Raw genomic sequence first — 15,085 nt, forward strand, 5'->3', positions numbered from 1 at the left:
GATATATTCAAAAGACCGTCTGAATCCATGCGAAAATGGCTGGCAACAGTTCTGATAGCTGCCGTTGCTTTTGCTGTGAGGTTTTACAATTTAGGCAATCCTCCACTGTTTTTTGATGAAAGCATTCACGCCACAATCCTTAAATCGCTCATTTCCGGAACATACAAGTACAATCCCGCCTATCACGGTCCCCTGCTTTACTACATTCTCTACCTGCCCGTTACGACTCTCGGGGAGAGCGAGTTTTCGCTCCGCCTAGTTCCGGCGGCAGTAGGTGTTGCAGTATCCCTGACACCCCTTCTGTACCGGAGGTTTATAGGATTCAACGCTGCCGCAATTTCATCAGCCTTTGTGGCGATATCACCGATTATCGTAAACTACTCCAGATTCGCAAGAGCGGACATATTTCAGCTTTTCCTGACGGCCCTCTTCACCTACTTCATTTTCAGATACCTCGAGGTTGAGAAAACCATACTGGAAAAAAAGTTTGACAGAGACTCCCTGTTCCTCATCGCATCGTTCATATGCATGGCTTTTTTCGCAACCCTCAAGGAAACATTCTACCCATTTGCAGCTCTTTTCCTGATCTTCCTGATATTCGACATAAAGAAGTTCAGACTGACAGATCTGCTGGTATCAATTCTGGTCTTCTTTGTGATTTATTCCGCTCTGTACACAAACTTCTTTACCTACACCACCCCATTGACAAATTTTTCCGAGTTTCCTGCTGTTAGGGCGGTCAGTTACTGGAAGTACCAGCACGAGATAGCAAGAATAGCCGGGCCATGGTACTACTACCTGGAACTTCTGATTCTGTATGACTTTCCTGCCTTTGCTCTGGGCATATTTACAATTATATTGACACTGAAGAGGAGAGATAGGAGCGAATTTGAAGCTTTTATTGTTTACTGGTTTGTTGCTTCGCTTATATTCTTCTCCTACATGCAGGAAAAGGTCCCCTGGCTTGCGGTCCACATCCTCTTTCCGATGTACGTCCTGGCTGGAGTGGGGATATGCAAAATAAATTCAAGAAGTATGAAAGCCCTCGCCCTGATATCATGTCTTCTGTTTTTGGGATACGGAATGCTGGCTGTAAACATACTGAACCCTGTAAATCCTGCAGAACCAGCGCTGTACCTTCCAACCCAGTACGATGTGAGGGAATTTGCCGAAAAAACTAGAAATGATACGATTTACGTCTTCACAAATATTGGTGAATACTGGCCGCTGGCATGGTATTTGAAGGACCATCACGTGTATTTCTCAACCAGTAGTGTGAAGGGCAGAAGTTTTAGCAAGGGTGTTTACGTGGTGGTAAATCAAACAAACGACATCTATATCCCCGGTAATATGAAAAAAATCGACACTATGGTTGTGAGATGCTGGACGTTCTGGACTCACCCGGAACTTTCCAGAATACCAGAATTCCTGCTGTTCAGAAGGCCCCTCACCAAGGTTTACTGCATGAATTTCACCGTGTACACGAGAGTTGACTAGAATGCATCAATCCAACACTGAAGTTTCCCGATCCCTCCAGCTTTATAGCTGCATCACCATAAACCTGACCGAAAACTTTATATATTTAGGCGAAAACCTTATATACTGCATGAAAAAACTCCGAGAACTCGGTAAGGTGAAGCACATATCAAAATCCGGGATGCTTGTAATTGCTTTGAATCCTGCATACATCCCCAAAATTGGGGATAAGGTTGTTACGAGGAAAATGGAGTATGTTGGCGTCGTTAACGACATAATAGGGCCTGTATCATCACCCTACGCCCTTGTGAGACCAAAAAATTCTGAAAAAATAATATTTGAAGATTTATTTGTGGTGAAAGAATATGGCGGAAGTAGAAAAGGTTCGGGAAAGGGAAGTAGAAAAGGAGGTAGAAAGAAAGGAAATAGAAAGGGAGGAGGACATAGAGGTATGTCCTGAATGTGGTAGCCCGCGCCTTATTCGTGATTACAGAAGGGGAGAATTCATCTGTCAGGATTGCGGGCTTGTAATTGAAGATACTTACATTGACGCCGGTCCTGAGTGGAGAGCCTTTGACAGCGAGCAGAGGGACAAAAGAAGCAGGGTTGGTGCGCCTGTAACCTATACTATCCACGACAAGGGACTGTCCACCATCATCGACTGGAGCAACAAGGACTATTACGGCAAGGCAATCTCTGTCAGAAACAGGGCACAGCTTTTCAGACTCAGAAAATGGCAGAGGAGGATAAGGATAAGCAATGCCACCGAAAGAAACCTCGCCTTCGCTTTAAGCGAGCTGGACAGAATGGCCTCCGCCCTCGGACTGCCCAAGAGTGTCAGAGAGACGGCTGCTGTGATCTACAGAAAGGCGGTTGAAAAGAACCTGATAAGGGGAAGAAGCATCGAAGGTGTTGTGGCTGCAGCTCTGTATGCCGCATGCAGACAGGCGGGAGTGCCAAGGACTCTCGATGAGATAGCAACTTACTCCAGAGTTGACAGGAAGGAAATCGGAAGAACCTACAGGTTCATAACGAGAGAACTTGGTCTGAAGCTTATGCCCACCAGTCCTGCCGATTACGTACCCAGATTTTGTGCTGCTCTCGGTTTGAGCGGTGAAGTGCAGAAGAAAGCCATTGAGATAATAAAGAAAGCTGAGGAAAGAGAGCTTACCAGCGGTAGGGGACCAACTGGGGTTGCTGCTGCCGCCATTTATGTGGCATCTATCCTTCTGGGTGAGAGGAGAACTCAGAGAGAGGTTGCCGAGGTTGCAGGGGTTACAGAAGTTACGATAAGGAACCGATACAAGGAACTTGCTGAAAAGCTCGGAATAGAAATTATTCTATAATTTTTTTCAGATCTCCGACTGTGGTCAACCAATCAAAAATAATTCACCAGCGCAATCAATCCGGCTGCACTGAAAAACGCTATGTACGGCAGCAGTTTTCTGATTGTCTTCATTCTTTCTTTCGAAAGTCGCAAATTTAAAATATTATATATTGTAATTATCAACTTGTGGTTGTATGAAACTTGCATATAATTCTTTGTGATGGTGGCAATTGCCTAGTTATTGCCACTGACGATAGTGGTGGGGACGACGCTGACATCCCTGACCGGACTAAACAAGGATGTGACACTATCCATATACAGTATGGGCAATGAAGCAAAAACCACCAGCGAGAAGCTGACTGATGAATACCTGAAAAAATCGGGAGAGTACACAGTGCTTATACTGGCACAGGAAAATGCGCTGTGGCTTAGAGAGTATCTCTCATCCAAAAAGATTACCACACTACAGGAAATGCTGAACGATAGTGTCGTCCAGAACATCGGTAAACATAGATGGTTTGGCAAGGAGTACGTCTGGATAGCCGGAGTGTATGGGGATGGGGACTGGCGGCTTTTGGTCCACCCGCTGGGCGACGAGGTGAGAGGAAAACACATTATAAAGGATTTGCACTGGGACGAAAAGTATCCTGAGGTCGTACCGATCCTCCAGAACTCCGCCCTTGGAGGAACTGCAACCCTGAGCTGTGGATACTACACCTGGGGAGAGGTTTACGGCAAGCCTGCAAAGAAATACCTTTGCAACGTGCCGGTGAACTACGAGGTTATCGATGAAAAGACCGGTAAGAGGATACCGCTGTCTGTGGGTACGGGTGCCTATCTCGACGGATACTTCAAAGAGATAACCAAATCCGAAGAAATGCCCGGTGCAACCGTGGCAGAAGAAATAGGCTCTAAGGTTGATGTTGCTGCGCCAGCGGCGTCGTTCAGAAGATTTCTGCGGCGATATACAACGTTGGAATTTTCTCAATTGTCAGCGTGGTCGTTGCCATTGCCGTTGCAGGATTGATTCTGGTTGCGAATAACAAACATTATATCGAAACCGGTTATAGATATCGCAGATGCGGCCGATAAAGTCAGCGAGGGAGAGCTTGACACACGAATTCCGCACCAGGGGAGAGATGACGAAATAGGGATACTGGCAAAAAGCATAGAGAGGCTGAGGAGGAGTCTTCAAGCTGCCGCTGAGAGTCTGGAAGGGGCCTTCAGGTGATGTTCATGCCCATCACCTACTCCATTTTTCTCGAAGAGCTGAAGAAGGAGATAGGTCCGCTGGCAAAGATCTTCCTTGACAGGGCAATGGATGCCTTGGGAATAGATGACATTACCAGTGAAAATTACAAGGACGTGCTCAACGTCCTCAAAATGAACAGAAAGATGAGGGAATTCGTGGAAATTGTCGAGAAAAAGCTGGAAGAGTTAGAGTGAGAACTTCTCCATGGGAAAGTATTCTGTAATATTTATGAGTGTTTCCCCACCCATGATTATATCGTAATTCCTGACAATAACTTTCCCTCCTTCTTTAATTCCCAGTTCCCTTGCGAGCCTGCTGTTTGAATTCACAACCTTGGCCCATCTGATCTCCCTTCTTGCCTCTATTCTGTGCTTTTTCATTATTTTACCGATTGGAATATCAGCTTTCATTAAATCATCTTTAAAACTCTCTTCCAGCCTCTTTATTGGGGTTAGCGATATCGCCTTGGCGTAAATTTCCCCGTTCACTTCGAGATAAACGACTCTGTAGTTCACCTCCTCACCAACATCCACATCCAGAATTTCAGAAATTTTATCATCTGCCGGAATTATCCTCTGTTCAACAGTTCTCACCTCAACCTTGCCTTGAGCGATTGCCTCGATGATTGCCGTTATTGACCCATCTGTAGTCATCAGAATCCTGTGGATGGCATTCATAGCCTTTCAAGCTCCTTTACCGGCCTCCCATCTTTTGTTTCCGGTGCAACATAGTCAAGGAATCTCGAAAATGGTATGTTGTGAAGTCTGAACGTTACCTTTATCGGAGATAAAACAGCATTCTCATCGCAGAAGTTTATTCTGGAGACGGTTGCCGTCTGCTTGTTGAGGAAGACTGTTATCTCACCACCTCTCCGACCCTTCAAAATTTCTGACCTCGCAGTGTCAAGAATTCTCTGCCTTCTCAGCAATTCTCTAAATCTATCGAGACTTCTGGCCTTTGCAACCACCCTGCCATCCTCAATTTTCATATCAGCATCAGGAAAGAGGTTTTTTATCGCCCGGACTACCTTTTCCTCATCCTCTGTCGGATGAATCCTAGTTTCAATTTCTATCTCCACATTTCTTGCGATTTTCAGCAAAATCTCCCTTACAGTCTCGATGAAATCTTCATAGTCACCCGTATTCTCTACGGTGAAGTCCGCAATTTCCATGGCCTCCTTTAAACCCCACGATTCCTCTCTCCTATCTCTCTCCATCAGATCTTCGATTCTTCCGACATCGTCACTCCTCTTTCTAGTCTTTGCCCTCTCAAATCTCACCTCAAGAGGGGATTCGATAGCAATTAGAATAAAATCATCACCAAATACTTTTCTGAATCTCTCGATCTCGGCAATCCCCCTTATTCCATCAACCACAACAACATCCTTTTCTCCGGCAGCCTCCCTTATTCTGGGTATGCACCTCTTTGCAATGGCGTCCATGCCCTCCGTTTGCCTCAATTCCGATGCCACTCTACCCAGATTTCCATCGGTAAGTTCCAGCCCTCTTCTCATTACCTCTTCTCTAACAACATCTCCCATAACGACAACAGGTATCCCGAGGTCTCTCGCAACTTCTGCAGCGGTACTCTTACCGCTCAGAGGATAGCCCACAAACGCTATTACCTTCATTGTCAACACCACAACGACAGTGTATCAGGCTGTAATATGCGGCAGCAATTCTGAGGTCCTTCTCATCCGCTGAAGGTCGCCCTGCCAGAATTTCAACCTCCTCAGCCTTAACTTCTTTCCTTTCAACACAATCGTAAATCCACATCTCTTCCCCTGAGATCACAACAGCATATCTGGCTCCTCTGACTCTCGCATAGCTTTCCACAAACCTCTTTACCGGTGACGTTGCCGTGGGAGAGGCAAAGTCAATGCAGAGCACAAGCCTGTCATTGTAAAAGCCAAGGTACGAGCATTTAACATAACATGACTCTCTTTCAAGCTCAATTCTGATTCCATCGTCTGGTTTCAGCTCAACACACTCAATCATACCGCCTCACGGATTTTTGCTGCGATTTTCTTTACGGGTTGTGTGAATATTGGCTTCTCCTTTATAAGACCTTCAGGTCTGTAAAGCAGGACAAAGTACATCAAAAGGCCAAAGAGTATGTACTCCAGCCAGACGGCTTCGAAAGGCAGGTGTAGGATCGTTCTGATTTCGTGCTTGTAGATCGTTAGAAGTATTTTTACAATGACGAATGTCAGGGTTCCCACAACCACACCTCTGTTGTTGCCAGCACCACCAAGAAGTATCATGAGGAACGGGTAAAATGTCCACTCCACCCTGGAAAAGCTTGTAGCTATGACATTTACAGAATACAGTGAATAAAGGGCTCCAGCGAGGGACGCAATAGCCGAACCGATGGATACGGCTTTGATTCTCAGCATCATCACACTTTTTCCGGTTGCTTCCACAACAGACTCATTTTCCCTCATCGCCCTGAGAAGTCGGCCAAAAGGCGAATTCGTCAGTTTACCAACGAATATATACACGACCAATGCCACCAGGAGTGTTATCACCGTAAATACGAGCATTCTGTCCTCACCGGGAATGAAGGCGAGAACATCTGGAGTTGACACGCCGTAGTAACCGCCGATAATTGTGGTGTCATAATTGCATACCATAAACATAACTTCGCTGATTGCCAGAAGTGTAATGGCAAGATAGTCCTCCGAGAGCTTGGCACTTGGAAGAATGAACAATGCTCCCGTCACCGCACCAAGCACTGCAGCGGTAATGAGGTAGACCAGAAGCAAACCGATTCCGTATGCCGGGTTCGATGCTATTATTTCGTTTGTCATGCTTCTTATCTGTGCACTGGCTGTGATCAGATCTCCACTGACACCAAAATAGAGAATCAGCAGCCTGTTAACAACTCCACCAACTGCCACTGCACCCATCAACACTGCCAGAGCTCTACCAAAGTTAGGAATGCCCGCAAATCCATACTCGAGGTTCAGGCTGAGGGTAACTATTGTGTAAAGCCCAAACCACAGTGCTATTGTGATGATAATCTCTTCCATACCAACCGCCTCCAGTTAATTCCGGTGATACCTGTTGGTGCGACAATCAACATCGCAACAAGCACCACAAGTGAGATAACCTTGCTGTACAGAAGAACCCCCGTTCCAAACACTGCTGCAAGATTATAGGTCAGATACGATTCCGAAAATCCGATTATGTATCCTCCAACAAGTGCACCGTTGATGTTGGACAGACCGCCAATGATGCTGGCAGCAAATATCGAAACAATGATTATCGCTCCAGTTGAAGGAAAGATCTCCTGTCTAAATGGCAACAGAACTCCAGCCATCGCTGCAAGAGCTCCAGATAGGAACCACGAGAAAAGTCTGGTGTACTCAACGTTTACACCCATCACTTCTGCCAGATCGGGATTTTCCATCGACGCTCGTAAAGCCACGCCAAACTTTGTTTTGTAGAGAAGCAGAAAAAGACCGAACAGAGATATAAAAATGACCAGAGAAGAAATAAAGAGTATCCCGGAAACTCCAAAAATGTTGAAATCATACTGAATGAAAATAAATCTGGATGCGGATTTGTGCGTAATCCCCGCAAGGTAATCGGAGTAGGAACCCAGTATCCCAAGCAATACCAGATCGAGCGCCAGAGTTGATATCATTAGTATAACGATGGAAGCTTCTCTCCGTATCAGGGGCTTAAGCATGAGAATGTAAACGGCCAGTCCCATCAACCCACCCAGAACAAATGATACGGGAATAGACTGGTATGGGTGGAGATTGAGAATGCGAAGAAGTGAAAGAGAGATGTACGATCCGAAAACAGCAAACGAGCCCTGAGCAAAGTTCGGTACCCCTGTAGTAATGTAGGTTAGAGTCAAACCTACGCTCAGGAGCACCAGAAGGTTCGAGTAAACAATCGCTCCTTCTACAACACTCATGGTCGTTGCATTCAGTAAAGTTTTAAAATATTAACGTTTTTACTTAGAACATGATTCGTGCTAGAGTGTGCATATTGGTAGCTGTGCTGACAATCCTGTCGGCCGCAGCAGTCGCATCTGCAGAAGAAATAAAAATAGGAGTGCTGGTGGATCTTTCAGGTCCGCTGACAACTTACGGAACAGATATCAAAAACACCCTTGAGATAGCAAAAGAAGATATCAACGCCTATTTCAAGTCCAAAGACCTGCCCTACACCGTCAATTTCTACGTCGAGGACACGAAGGTCGATCCAAACATCGCACTTCAAAAGATACAGGACCTGTATGCCAAGGGAATAAATCTGGTAATAGGCCCAATGGGTAGTGGAGAGGTTTCCAACATAAAAAGTTTCGTCACATCCAACAAGATAATCATAGTTTCGCCATCTTCAACCGCTCTACCGAGCCTGATTGGTGTTACAAAGCCGGAGGAGAAGAAATATATCTTCAGGTTTGTTGGAACCGATGACCTGCAGACCGACGCCATAACCGCCGAACTCAAGGATATGGGTGTGAAGGCGGTGGTTATCACATACATTGGCAACGCATGGGGCAAGGGTCTTTATGAGACAATAAAGCCCAAACTTGAGAAGGCCGGAATTGAAATAAAGAGCCACGTTGAATATCCCGATCCGCCACCGGCCGACTTCTCACCCTACATTGCCGAGATGGAAAACACGGTGTCCGATCTGCTGAAAACATATAAACCATCCGAGATTGCGATTGTTGCCTTCAGCTACGAGGAAACTGCAACCCTGCTTGCACAGACCAAAAGTGATAGCCCGCTCCTCAGCGTCATCTGGCTTGGATCAGACGGTACTGCACTGAGCAGCAAGGCGCTTGATGTTTGCGACAAGGCATCCAGGGTCGGTCTGTACTCGACACTGTTCGAATCGAAGGGCAAGGCCTTTGATGAACTGAAGGCAAAGTATAAGGAAAAGGGGTTCGGAGAGGAGCCCTACCAGTATGCAATGAATGCCTACGATGCCGCATGGGTTCTGGCCTTGAGTTACGTGAAGGTTGTACAGGAAAACGGCAAGTATGACGCAGATATTATGGCCGAAACGATTCCAAAAGTAACGATTGACTACAGCGAGGGCAAGTACGGAGTGTATCCCGTCACAGGAACGATAAAGCTCAACGAGTGGAACGACAGAGCAAGCGGTGACTACGCCATCTACTACGTAACCAAGCAGTGCAATTGGGACAAAGCCGGACTTTGGGTATTCGCAGAGAACAAGATTGAGTGGTCTCACAAGCCTGAAGCTCCAGCACCACCCGTAACAACCACAACCCAGGCAGCAAAGAGAACACCGGGATTTGAGGCCGCACTTGCAGCAGTTGGATTGATTGCAGGAGCATACTTGCTTAGAAGAAGGTAGCATGAAGAACGACATTATCCTCAAGACTCAAAATCTTTCTAAATTTTTTGATGGTTTGAAAGCCCTGAACAGAGTCAACATAAACGTCAAGAGAGGCAGTATTACCCTTGTTATTGGCCCTAACGGTAGCGGAAAGACGACGTTCATAAACACCGTATCAGGGTTTTACAGAGCAGACGAGGGCAGGGTGTTTTTTGAGGACAGAGAGATAACAAACAAACCGCCCCATGAGATTAGCAAATTTGGAATAGCAAGAACCTTCCAGATCCCACAGCCGCTTAAAAAGATGACCGTTCTTGAGAACCTGCTTATAGCACCCGACGACTACGGAGTGGGTGTTCTGAACTCGATTATGGGGAGATGGATCAAAGACGAGGAAGAAATCGTAGAGAAGGCATTTAAAATCCTTGAATTTCTCAAAATCGACCATCTCTGGGACTCCGAGGCTCAGAATCTCAGTGGTGGTCAACTGAAACTGCTCGAAGTCGGAAGAGCACTGATGAGGGATGTCAAGCTGATCATTATGGATGAGCCGATAGCCGGAGTCAATCCTGTTCTCTCACACAGCATGCTTGACAGGTTTGTTGAGCTGAAAAAAATGGGAATGAGTTTCCTCATAGTTGAGCACAGACTCGACATAGTGCTTAAATACACAGACCACATTTATGTTATGGCTAATGGTAGCGTGATTGCGGAGGGCAAGGAAGAGGATATCCTGAACAATCCAAAAGTGGTGGAGGTGTATCTCGGTGCTTCGGACAGTGAAATTGAATGCGGGATATAAGGAGCTTCACATCCTGTTTGATGTGGATGCGGAGATGAAAAAGAACAAGATAACAACCATAGTCGGCCCTAACGGCAGTGGAAAGTCCACTTTGCTAAAATCAATATTTGGACTTGCCACCGTTCATTCGGGGCAGGTGTTCTACAATGGCAGCGAAATTACCGGGTATCCTCCCCACAGCAGAACCAAGCTTGGTATAGCCTATCTTCCCCAGACGGACAACGTTTTCGCCAATCTCACTGTCGAGGAGAATCTGAAAATTGCCGCCTACACTGTTGATAAGGATGAAGTTAAGGACAGAATTGACACTGCCCTACAGTCCTTTCCAGAACTCCAGAACTTCATGAAAAGGAAAGCAGGTACACTTAGCGGTGGAGAAAGACAGATGCTTGCAATGGCAACGGCTCTGGTCAGAAAAGCCAGCGTCCTGATGCTCGATGAGCCTACAGCTCAGCTATCACCGAAATTCGCCGAGATAATATTCGACAGAATTCTTATGCTCAGAGACGATTTGAAGCTGACGGTTTTGCTGGTTGAGCAGAACGTCCAGAGAGCCCTTGAGATAAGTGACTACGCCTATCTGCTTGTAAGCGGAAGAGTGGCATTCGAAGGGAAAGCAGAGGATCTCTTGGAGCACGAAAAATTTGAGAAGCTCTGCATGGGCATTGTGGACTAACAAATTCTGCTGTAAATTCCTCTTCTCCTAACATATTCAATCAGCCTTCTGTACGTATCGTTTGAGGACAGGGTTTCTGAGTCGCCCACCATTATGAGCTTCCTTTTCGCCCGCGTAATTGAAACGTTGAGCCTCCTCAGGTCATCAAGAAAGCCAATCTCCCTTTTTCGATTGCTACGCACAAATGATATCACCACAACCTCCCTCTCCCTCCCCTGAAAGCCGTCAACCGTGCTCACATCAACCCTAACCCTTCTTCTCAGAAAATCCACCTGATCTTCGTACGGTGTTATAACACATATCCAGTCTTCCTTTACCCCCATTCCAACCAGACCGTCCACGATCCTCTCAACGATTCTGCATTCAAGCCTGTTGTACCTTGAGGGGGAGTCTGCGAGCTTGCTTTCCCATCTGTCAGGACAGTCTGATGTGTCCACGAATACTATAGGCTCTGCAGGGTCTAGGACCTCCCAATCCGCCCTGCCGTTAATAAGGTCACTGAGGGTGATTTTCCTCACACTTTCATGCGCCTTTATTCTGCCTCCGTAAAACTCTCTGCTTGGAAACTCCATTATCCTCTCATTCATCCTGTACTGAACGTCCAGGAGACGAGATTTCTCGGGAAATCTGTCAATCAGCATTTCGAAAAGTGTATTGCTCAATTCTCTGGCCTCAAGCACCGTAGGTGGAAGCTGCTTGTGATCACCTGCCAAAACGAACTTTCTGGCCTTGCTGATGGGTATGAGGATGCTCGGAATCGTAGCCTGTGTGGCCTCATCAATCACAACCACATCAAAATTTCCATCAAGGACGAATGCCATAGAATTTGTTGCGAGAACGACTTCAGAATTCTCGATAATTTCCTTTGCTATGGACTCCTCAATTTCCCTCATCTTGCTATAAATTTTATCCAGCTCTCTTCTTAGCTCTATCCACCTTGCCATAGAGATGATCTTATCCGCCGACAGGCCCCTCAACCCCCTACCTTCTCTTGCCAGTCTGAAGATTTCTTCATCACTCATACCCCTTCGCAGAGCAGGAACGGGCTTTGTAAGGGTATCCATATCCTTTTCAAGCTTTTCAACTGTCATCTTGAGCTTTTTAATCTCCTCGTAGGTTGTATGGCTGCAGATCTGGTGTGAGAGTGTGAAGGTTTTAAGCCTGTGATCCACTCTTGCAGGATGCCCGACTCTGACTATTCTGAGATCAGAGAGAATTTCAACAAGATTGTCCACAGCAGTATTGCTCTCAGCAGTAACCAGAACCCTCTCACCACTTTTAACCAGTTGTCTGACAACTTCAGCCAGGGTTCTCGTCTTACCCGTCCCGAAGGGTCCATGGATCAGGAAAAAGTCCGGAGACCCCAGTGCAAGTGACACTGCCTCTCTCTGCGCGCTGTTAAGCTTGTCGTCCAGCGGTGTAAAATGAATTTTACTGTTCTCCAATGGCTCTTCAATACCAAGGGCCAGTTTTAACGCCCTTACTCCACTGGCATTCAGATTCTGCAGATTCTCAATCCACCTTTTGAATGTGAGATCGCTTGCAAACAGATCTACCCTCACATCCTTCAAAGCCCAGTCGGGGACAGTTTCAAGAGCTACGGTGATGTATCTGCTTCCTTTTTCCGCCACAACTCCTCTCAGGTCACTCTTAAGTGGGTCTCCTCTGCTGACTATTACCTCATCGCCAACAGATATCTCAGTCTCAATCTCTCTCCTTCTCCCGTATCTGACAAGTTTGAATCCAAACTCTTCACCAGCAATCTTTCCTCTCAAACCCAGAATCGCTCTCCCCTTCTTCTCCCTTTTCTCTCCGCTGAGTCTTTTCATTTCTTCAATCATCGTCTTGATCTGGGCATCTCTCTCGATACGGGTTAGTTCCAGAAGTCTTTTTTGAAACTTTTCGGGTTCCACACCCCTCTGTAGCGTCGAGATTGAAAAGGATAACTTTAATATATCTTATGGTCGTTGTTATTATTATAATGATATCCAGTTCAACACAGTATGGCGAAAGATTCTGGAAGGATGTCGTTGAGAACTCCCTAACGGGCGTTATTATTGTCGATGAGAGCCTGAAAATAAGATACGTTAACAGAATAATCGAAATTACGACCGGCTACACAAAGGAGGAGTTTCGCAGGATGAGTGTTTTTGAACTGATCCCTGAAGAGGAGCATCATAAAATACTCGATGCATACAGGAAGGGTTTGGGTGGAGAACAGATTTTTATGGAAAACAGATACATCACCAAGGACAAACAGGTGAGATGGGCCTGGGGGTTTATTTTACCGGCCGAAATTGGTGGAGAAAGAATCGGTGTGACAAACTGGATTGATATCACTGGACTAAAGAGGTATGAGAAAAAGCTCAGAGAGAGTGAGGAGTTCCATCGCTCTCTCATAGAGGAATTTATCACGCCAGTTGCTGTAATTCAGGATGGCAGACTGGTTTACGTCAACAGGATATTTGAAAAAAACACCGGGTATCGGAAAGACGAGTTGATCGGGAAAGACCCTCTTGAGCTGCTGGTCCATCCGGAAGACAGAGATTTATTCAAAAGATGCATTGATGGGGGCAACTCAAAAGATTACGAAATCCATAACTTTTTCAGGATAAAAACAAAATCGGGCCGGGAGAGATGGATGGCAATCAGGCTGTCAGAAATAACGTACAGGGGGAGAGAAGCTGTAGCCATAACCAGCGTAGACATGACGGAGTTGCATAGATTGACCGAAGAACTGAGGCGAAAAAACGAGTATCTTTCTCTGCTTAACAAGGTTCTCAGACATGACATACTCAACGATCTCACCATTATAAGGGCAGCACTTGAACTGAAAGATGAGAAGCTGATAAAGGCGGCAAGATCAAGAGTAGACAGGATATCAGAGCTTATTGACGAAATAAAAATCCTTGAAGAGGCTGGAAAGGAGAAAAGGGTGCTAAATCTGGCCGAAGTCGTGAGGGAAATAGCTGAAATGTACAGAGACGCCGCGGTGGTAAAACTCAATCTGGAAGATGTCCATGTTTCCGCAAATGAGGGTATCAAGACCGTGATTCAGAACGTTTTGAACAACGCCGTGAAGCACTCGGAAAGATTTCCGGTCGAGATTGAGATTGAAACGATGGTGGAGGGGGACTGGATCGTTTTGAGAATAGCCGACAACGGCAGGGGGGTTCCCGATGAAATCAAGGCAAAAATATTTGACGAAGGTTTTACAACCGGTGGAGGAAGTGGTCTCGGGCTGTTTATCGTGAAAAACATAACCGAACTCTATGGGGGAAAGGTTGAGGTTAAAGACAATGACCCGTCCGGAGCAGTTTTCGAGATAAGACTTCCAAAAAGTTTCTAGAGCACCACATCTTTTATGTGCTCCGGAATATCCTCATCACCCTCATATCCGAGAGCCTTGTCCACCGCATGTCTTGCAATGTATCCGGCTATGTGGAGGAGCGTTTCGTTGTACTCGTTATCCCTCTCCATACTTGCCGTGCATGGAAAGCTGTGATGAGCCTCAGAAACAACATTCCACAGTTCCCTCATCTCCCCTCTGACAACCTCTGAGAAATCGAAACCCCTCAGCTTAATTCCGATGTAATATGCACATCCACATGGCTGAGTCCTCAGGATTCTCACGTAGGCCTTTCCGTCCTCCAGAATGTCAATTTCGAACTCCGGGTAACCTATTCCCATCTCATCTATCATCCTGTTTATCGTGGGATGTTCCTCACTTTTCCTGAGATTGCAGAATGGTTTGGGTGCAGCAAACTCGATTCCGAGTTCTTCACATTTCTCCTTTATCTGTTTTGCAAGACCTGGCGAACACCACCCGGGCTCTTCAACCGGAACCACGAGAGCCTTTACCCTCCCCTCAAGCTTTTCCGGTAGCACCGCCAGTACATCTGGATGCAGGTTGATCGCAACGGCTATATCGGCGTCGGGTATGACCTTCGGAAGAAAATCCTCTGCATTTTCGATAAAATCAGGCATTGTTGTAGGGTCGGGCATTGAGAATGCAGCGATGATGTTCTTTGAGAAGTTGTACAGTCCCTCCTTACACTGTGTGCATCCGTCAATGCCGCAGGCTCCGTAAGCAGGGCATGAGTTGGGGTAGTTCATTATATTGGCAATGAATCTCTCTCCGAAAAATCCATGCTGGAACACTACAAGTTTCAAATCCGATGTGAACATGTTCTTTTTTAATTCCCCTGTAGATATAATGATT

Annotated in this window: 17 protein-coding genes; 10 read left to right on the forward strand and 7 right to left on the reverse strand. The window is 46.1% G+C overall.

Translation table 11 applies throughout. From position 1 onward, the window contains the following. Nucleotides 1–27 precede the first annotated feature (27 nt). From JFQ59_RS02540 to JFQ59_RS02565, 6 genes are all read left to right on the forward strand, one after another. Nucleotides 28–1,497, forward strand: a complete 1,470-nt coding sequence (locus tag JFQ59_RS02540) for a flippase activity-associated protein Agl23 (RefSeq protein ID WP_202318847.1) — start codon at nt 28–30, stop codon at nt 1,495–1,497. Nucleotides 1,498–1,606: 109 nt separating this feature from the next. Continuing rightward, nucleotides 1,607–1,936 (forward strand): H/ACA ribonucleoprotein complex subunit GAR1, encoded by a 330-nt coding sequence (locus tag JFQ59_RS02545; RefSeq protein WP_202318848.1) that lies wholly within the window; start codon nt 1,607–1,609, stop codon nt 1,934–1,936. After that, the gene (locus tag JFQ59_RS02550; protein WP_202318849.1) at nt 1,842–2,822 is read left to right on the forward strand and encodes a transcription initiation factor IIB; all 981 of its coding nucleotides are present in this window, start codon (nt 1,842–1,844) and stop codon (nt 2,820–2,822) included. Before JFQ59_RS02545 ends, JFQ59_RS02550 begins: the two co-directional genes overlap by 95 nt. 222 nt (nt 2,823–3,044) lie before the next feature. Further along, nucleotides 3,045–3,830, forward strand: coding sequence for a hypothetical protein (locus tag JFQ59_RS02555; RefSeq protein WP_202318850.1), 786 nt, complete (start codon nt 3,045–3,047; stop codon nt 3,828–3,830). Nucleotides 3,831–3,836: 6 nt separating this feature from the next. Further along, nucleotides 3,837–4,034 (forward strand): HAMP domain-containing protein, encoded by a 198-nt coding sequence (locus tag JFQ59_RS02560; RefSeq protein WP_202318851.1) that lies wholly within the window; start codon nt 3,837–3,839, stop codon nt 4,032–4,034. Nucleotides 4,035–4,039: 5 nt separating this feature from the next. Beyond that, nucleotides 4,040–4,249, forward strand: coding sequence for a hypothetical protein (locus tag JFQ59_RS02565; protein ID WP_202318852.1), 210 nt, complete (start codon nt 4,040–4,042; stop codon nt 4,247–4,249). On the opposite strand, the gene JFQ59_RS02570 is transcribed toward JFQ59_RS02565, so the two are convergent. The 5 genes from JFQ59_RS02570 to JFQ59_RS02590 are packed head-to-tail and all read right to left on the reverse strand — an operon-like array spanning nt 4,241 to nt 7,982. Next, nucleotides 4,241–4,732: a chorismate--pyruvate lyase family protein gene (locus JFQ59_RS02570; RefSeq protein WP_202318853.1), complete on the reverse strand. Its 492-nt coding sequence runs from the start codon at nt 4,730–4,732 to the stop codon at nt 4,241–4,243. The genes JFQ59_RS02565 and JFQ59_RS02570 overlap by 9 nt on opposite strands. Further along, nucleotides 4,729–5,685: an AAA family ATPase gene (locus tag JFQ59_RS02575; RefSeq protein ID WP_202318854.1), complete on the reverse strand. Its 957-nt coding sequence runs from the start codon at nt 5,683–5,685 to the stop codon at nt 4,729–4,731. Before JFQ59_RS02575 ends, JFQ59_RS02570 begins: the two co-directional genes overlap by 4 nt. Further along, nucleotides 5,645–6,052 (reverse strand): hypothetical protein, encoded by a 408-nt coding sequence (locus JFQ59_RS02580; RefSeq protein WP_202318855.1) that lies wholly within the window; start codon nt 6,050–6,052, stop codon nt 5,645–5,647. The genes JFQ59_RS02575 and JFQ59_RS02580 overlap by 41 nt, the downstream gene beginning before the upstream one ends. Then, nucleotides 6,049–7,086 (reverse strand): branched-chain amino acid ABC transporter permease, encoded by a 1,038-nt coding sequence (locus JFQ59_RS02585; protein WP_202318856.1) that lies wholly within the window; start codon nt 7,084–7,086, stop codon nt 6,049–6,051. The genes JFQ59_RS02580 and JFQ59_RS02585 overlap by 4 nt, the downstream gene beginning before the upstream one ends. After that, on the reverse strand, nt 7,062–7,982 hold the full coding sequence (locus tag JFQ59_RS02590; RefSeq protein ID WP_202318857.1) for a branched-chain amino acid ABC transporter permease: 921 nt from the start codon (nt 7,980–7,982) through the stop codon (nt 7,062–7,064). Before JFQ59_RS02590 ends, JFQ59_RS02585 begins: the two co-directional genes overlap by 25 nt. 50 nt (nt 7,983–8,032) lie before the next feature. On the opposite strand from JFQ59_RS02590, the gene JFQ59_RS02595 reads away from it, so the two are divergent. Genes JFQ59_RS02595 through JFQ59_RS02605 form a run of 3 tightly spaced genes read left to right on the forward strand, consistent with a single transcriptional unit; the run spans nt 8,033 to nt 10,863 of the window. Beyond that, complete coding sequence (locus tag JFQ59_RS02595; protein WP_202318858.1) at nt 8,033–9,403, forward strand: ABC transporter substrate-binding protein; 1,371 nt, start codon at nt 8,033–8,035, stop codon at nt 9,401–9,403. Nucleotide 9,404: 1 nt separating this feature from the next. Then, the gene (locus tag JFQ59_RS02600) at nt 9,405–10,187 is read left to right on the forward strand and encodes an ABC transporter ATP-binding protein (protein WP_202318859.1); all 783 of its coding nucleotides are present in this window, start codon (nt 9,405–9,407) and stop codon (nt 10,185–10,187) included. Then, nucleotides 10,153–10,863 (forward strand): branched-chain amino acid ABC transporter ATP-binding protein, encoded by a 711-nt coding sequence (locus tag JFQ59_RS02605; RefSeq protein WP_202318860.1) that lies wholly within the window; start codon nt 10,153–10,155, stop codon nt 10,861–10,863. The genes JFQ59_RS02600 and JFQ59_RS02605 overlap by 35 nt, the downstream gene beginning before the upstream one ends. Here JFQ59_RS02605 and JFQ59_RS02610 read toward each other — a convergent pair. Further along, nucleotides 10,860–12,776, reverse strand: a complete 1,917-nt coding sequence (locus JFQ59_RS02610) for an IGHMBP2 family helicase (protein ID WP_330999828.1) — start codon at nt 12,774–12,776, stop codon at nt 10,860–10,862. The two genes, JFQ59_RS02605 and JFQ59_RS02610, sit on opposite strands and share 4 nt — an antisense overlap. A 68-nt stretch (nt 12,777–12,844) precedes the next feature. On the opposite strand from JFQ59_RS02610, the gene JFQ59_RS02615 reads away from it, so the two are divergent. After that, nucleotides 12,845–14,212, forward strand: coding sequence for a sensor histidine kinase (locus tag JFQ59_RS02615; protein WP_202318861.1), 1,368 nt, complete (start codon nt 12,845–12,847; stop codon nt 14,210–14,212). On the opposite strand, the gene JFQ59_RS02620 is transcribed toward JFQ59_RS02615, so the two are convergent. Further along, a complete protein-coding gene (locus tag JFQ59_RS02620; protein WP_202318862.1) occupies nt 14,209–15,051 on the reverse strand; it encodes a DUF166 domain-containing protein in 843 nt (280 codons plus the stop codon). The genes JFQ59_RS02615 and JFQ59_RS02620 overlap by 4 nt on opposite strands. Nucleotides 15,052–15,085: the final 34 nt, after the last annotated feature.

Source organism: Archaeoglobus neptunius, assembly GCF_016757965.1.
GTDB classification, from domain to species: domain Archaea; phylum Halobacteriota; class Archaeoglobi; order Archaeoglobales; family Archaeoglobaceae; genus Archaeoglobus; species Archaeoglobus neptunius.

What these genes read in the sequence shown, in the direction of transcription:
- JFQ59_RS02570 (WP_202318853.1), bottom strand. Translation starts at nt 4,732, where the DNA reads ATGAATGCCATCCACAGGATTCTGATGACTACAGATGGGTCAATAACG.
- JFQ59_RS02600 (WP_202318859.1), top strand. Translation starts at nt 9,405, where the DNA reads ATGAAGAACGACATTATCCTCAAGACTCAAAATCTTTCTAAATTTTTT.
- JFQ59_RS02575 (WP_202318854.1), bottom strand. Translation starts at nt 5,685, where the DNA reads ATGAAGGTAATAGCGTTTGTGGGCTATCCTCTGAGCGGTAAGAGTACC.
- JFQ59_RS02590 (WP_202318857.1), bottom strand. Translation starts at nt 7,982, where the DNA reads ATGAGTGTTGTAGAAGGAGCGATTGTTTACTCGAACCTTCTGGTGCTC.
- JFQ59_RS02565 (WP_202318852.1), top strand. Translation starts at nt 4,040, where the DNA reads ATGCCCATCACCTACTCCATTTTTCTCGAAGAGCTGAAGAAGGAGATA.
- JFQ59_RS02615 (WP_202318861.1), top strand. Translation starts at nt 12,845, where the DNA reads ATGATATCCAGTTCAACACAGTATGGCGAAAGATTCTGGAAGGATGTC.
- JFQ59_RS02595 (WP_202318858.1), top strand. Translation starts at nt 8,033, where the DNA reads ATGATTCGTGCTAGAGTGTGCATATTGGTAGCTGTGCTGACAATCCTG.
- JFQ59_RS02550 (WP_202318849.1), top strand. Translation starts at nt 1,842, where the DNA reads ATGGCGGAAGTAGAAAAGGTTCGGGAAAGGGAAGTAGAAAAGGAGGTA.
- JFQ59_RS02540 (WP_202318847.1), top strand. Translation starts at nt 28, where the DNA reads ATGCGAAAATGGCTGGCAACAGTTCTGATAGCTGCCGTTGCTTTTGCT.
- JFQ59_RS02580 (WP_202318855.1), bottom strand. Translation starts at nt 6,052, where the DNA reads ATGATTGAGTGTGTTGAGCTGAAACCAGACGATGGAATCAGAATTGAG.
- JFQ59_RS02545 (WP_202318848.1), top strand. Translation starts at nt 1,607, where the DNA reads ATGAAAAAACTCCGAGAACTCGGTAAGGTGAAGCACATATCAAAATCC.
- JFQ59_RS02620 (WP_202318862.1), bottom strand. Translation starts at nt 15,051, where the DNA reads ATGTTCACATCGGATTTGAAACTTGTAGTGTTCCAGCATGGATTTTTC.
- JFQ59_RS02585 (WP_202318856.1), bottom strand. Translation starts at nt 7,086, where the DNA reads ATGGAAGAGATTATCATCACAATAGCACTGTGGTTTGGGCTTTACACA.